Here is a 2,883-nt window from a genome sequence, read left to right on the forward strand (position 1 = left end):
TCTCATTAATGGCATTATTGCCGTATTTATTACGTGATACTCCGCCAAGAATTCACGTAACAGTAAAAACTAATATTTCTGTTTAACCTACTTAAAAATTACGGGAAAAATTTACGGATAGCTTGTAAGCAATCTACCCAATTACCATTTTCGTCCCAACCTAATCCACCATTAACGGCTTCCATCTCAACAATACCTAACTCTTTCATATATGTTCTCCGTTTTATTAATTATTAATGCTCTAACATGTAATCAACAATATAATCGGACATTGAAATGCCTGATTGTTTTTCAAAACCAATAAACATGGGTGAAGGGTTTGCTTCTAAAAAATAATACTCACCGCCTTTATCCCGACGCCAGTCTATAGCGGTCCAATTAAGGTATAACTCTTTTGTTATTTCTATAGCTTGGTTTTTTATTAGCTCAGGTGTATCAGTCACTACCAGTTTTGCATCATCATCTACTCTAAAATCAGCCAACTCACTTTTAAGCTCTATTGATATAACGCGCTCACCTATTACATAAGTCCGTATATTAGTGCCGGCTATAAACTCTTGTACTGTAATAGGGGATTTAGCCAACGCTGCTTCAACTCTTCCAGCCTCTAAGTGAGACTCTGTTAAAATTTCAGTATGCGCGCCACCAAAAACGGGTTTAAAAATACTTTGCTCTAAATTTTTATATGCAAGCTTTATATCTTCTATGTTGTTACCAACATAGGTTTGAGGAATTTTAACGCCCAAATTTTTTATTTTTTGTAACTGATACGGTTTTTCTTGATGATGCTGAAAAGCCTCCCAACCATTAACCCACTTAGTGTCATTTTTTAAGTAAAACCAAGTCCTTAAGCAGGCCATACTATCCTTTGCAGCAATACCCTGCTCAGTCATAAAAGTGGCTCGAGTCTCTTCATCAGACACGCCCGAGAAGCTACGCCAGAACACGGCTTTAATATCACTTAAATTGATAAGCGTGCCACAACTTAAAGTTAAGCTGCCATCGCCATCATTGGGTGAAAAGCTAAACTTTACTTTGTTTGGAAAGTCATGTGATTGCAGTAGATATGCATCTACATTTCTCGCTTTTAATTTATTTAGTATTTTCAAGGCATGCTCATCATGTAACTGCCCAATAACAATATAAGCCATTTATAAATCCTATTAATTAAGTGTGTAATAATCTAAATTACTTATGTCGCTTTCCGCGATATTAAATATTTGACAGCTATTACTTATAACACCGTCTGAATCTAAATAGCTGTCAATACAGTCTGCTGCCATTTGTTTATCTAAAAAACGCTCTAATTCATATTCTGATTGGAAGTACTTAGCCATTTTATTATTCCTATTCTGTTATTTTTGGCTGTACAACTACGCTTTTAAATATGCATATTAAACCAGCCAATTACTCGTTTATAATTCAAATTCATGTCGCTCTATGTTTTCGACGGGATTAATAATGAATTTATTTTTTAAAGATTGCAAAAGCCCCAAAAAACAATAAAAAAAATATAAATCAAACACTTGTGTTGAAATGTTATTTTATTATAATTTCATTTTATGCTCTAAATATGAAATAACGCGGTTTGTAAGCGCTGTATATTGTTTTAATTAGCTGGTGAAATAATAAGGTGGTTTCGACTATGGGTAGTAATTGCAGGAACTTAGGAACTAGACTCTTCCTGAATAATATAGACACCTTTTATTTATAAATTAAGTAGACATAGAAAAAGTTAGTAATAAGATTTCTTTATGAAGTTTAATCCTTGAGTAGATCGCAAAGTTATCAATAAACACTTTTCTTTAAAGCGAAAATAAACAACTCAGTGCAAAGTGAAACAAGTGATCTAGCAATAGAGGTAATTTTGATTTATCCACTTACTACTCCAATGCTAATTGTAGTTTTTCGCAATGGGAGAGCGGTATTTACTAATATATGGGACTTTTTATATCTAATTGTGTTCCGTGGCTATTTTTAGTGCTTTTATTAATTAATCAATGTATAAGCTAATAAACAACATATCATAATAAGTCTAGACTCACGGCATCATGGCCACTCACCAACTATAACTTTAAGCTGAACTAATCGATATTGAAAAGTAAACTGCCTTCGACTAATTACCGAGACTAAACAGTCAATCACCACCCTAGCTGAAAACAGTAATGATAAAAAGTTAGAGCGCTGAAAAATCTCTTTTATATGAATTATTTACAACCTTAAGAGTTATTCGTAGATAGGCAATTCACCGACTAAGTTTGAAGCAGTTAAGTACTAACTCTACAGCTAAAGGAAATGAGCTTGGCTGCTAATAATAGGAGGGCGTTCAGAACTCACTTTTTCAAGCCGATGTTTTAATTTTTGTTTGAGCTAGTACATCTTTTAAAGCAAAAAAAAGGAGCATATCTGCTCCTTATTCATCTTATTTCTCGCAATAAATTAATATTACTTCTCCGCCAAGAGAGTTAATATTATTTTTGAACTACATAATGAACTATACTGCCTACCAAAGGGCCACCAATTACTAATAAAGCAACCCCACCAGCAACTTGCTCTCTTACATCGTTGTTTATTTCTGTCATCTTATCTTTCCTTCAAGTGTTATTTTGTGCTGCACCTTTTAAAAGCCAGCAAATTATATATCATACATTTGGCCAAATTCTTGAACCAATCTGAAACCCTACATAAAGAGCGAGTAAAAAATTAATTGTCATATAATGTTTATTGTAATATTTAACCATAGCCCTTCGCCTAAACTATTTACGTGTCATGTAAGCTAATGCCATACCTACAGCGAAGCCAGCACCTACAACTAAAGGTACAAGACCACCATCTACTTGCTCTAATTCATGTTTTTTTAATTCAATCATTCTATTTTCCTTT

Annotated in this window: 3 protein-coding genes; all 3 read right to left on the minus strand. The window is 33.5% G+C overall.

Features of this window, described 5'->3' with window-relative positions:
• Positions 1–233: 233 nt before the first annotated feature.
• The 3 genes from CWB76_RS19075 to CWB76_RS20605 all read right to left on the minus strand — a co-directional run bounded on the left by CWB76_RS19075 (position 234) and on the right by CWB76_RS20605 (position 2,870).
• The gene (locus CWB76_RS19075) at positions 234–1,151 is read right to left on the minus strand and encodes an ATP-grasp domain-containing protein (protein WP_138609693.1); all 918 of its coding nucleotides are present in this window, start codon (positions 1,149–1,151) and stop codon (positions 234–236) included.
• A gap of 12 nt (positions 1,152–1,163) precedes the next feature.
• A complete protein-coding gene (locus CWB76_RS20105) occupies positions 1,164–1,337 on the minus strand; it encodes a hypothetical protein (protein WP_171039663.1) in 174 nt (57 codons plus the stop codon).
• A 1,419-nt stretch (positions 1,338–2,756) separates the two neighbouring features.
• Entirely contained in the window at positions 2,757–2,870 is a 114-nt protein-coding gene (locus CWB76_RS20605) for a class IIb bacteriocin, lactobin A/cerein 7B family (protein WP_138609695.1), read from the minus strand.
• Positions 2,871–2,883: the final 13 nt, after the last annotated feature.

This window comes from Pseudoalteromonas sp. S1609 (assembly GCF_005887255.1).
Taxonomy (GTDB): domain Bacteria; phylum Pseudomonadota; class Gammaproteobacteria; order Enterobacterales; family Alteromonadaceae; genus Pseudoalteromonas.

Bases quoted from the DNA above. Each gene is read 5' to 3' on its own strand.
- CWB76_RS19075 (WP_138609693.1), bottom strand. From the start codon at position 1,151: ATGGCTTATATTGTTATTGGGCAGTTACATGATGAGCATGCCTTGAAA.
- CWB76_RS20605 (WP_138609695.1), bottom strand. From the start codon at position 2,870: ATGATTGAATTAAAAAAACATGAATTAGAGCAAGTAGATGGTGGTCTT.
- CWB76_RS20105 (WP_171039663.1), bottom strand. From the start codon at position 1,337: ATGGCTAAGTACTTCCAATCAGAATATGAATTAGAGCGTTTTTTAGAT.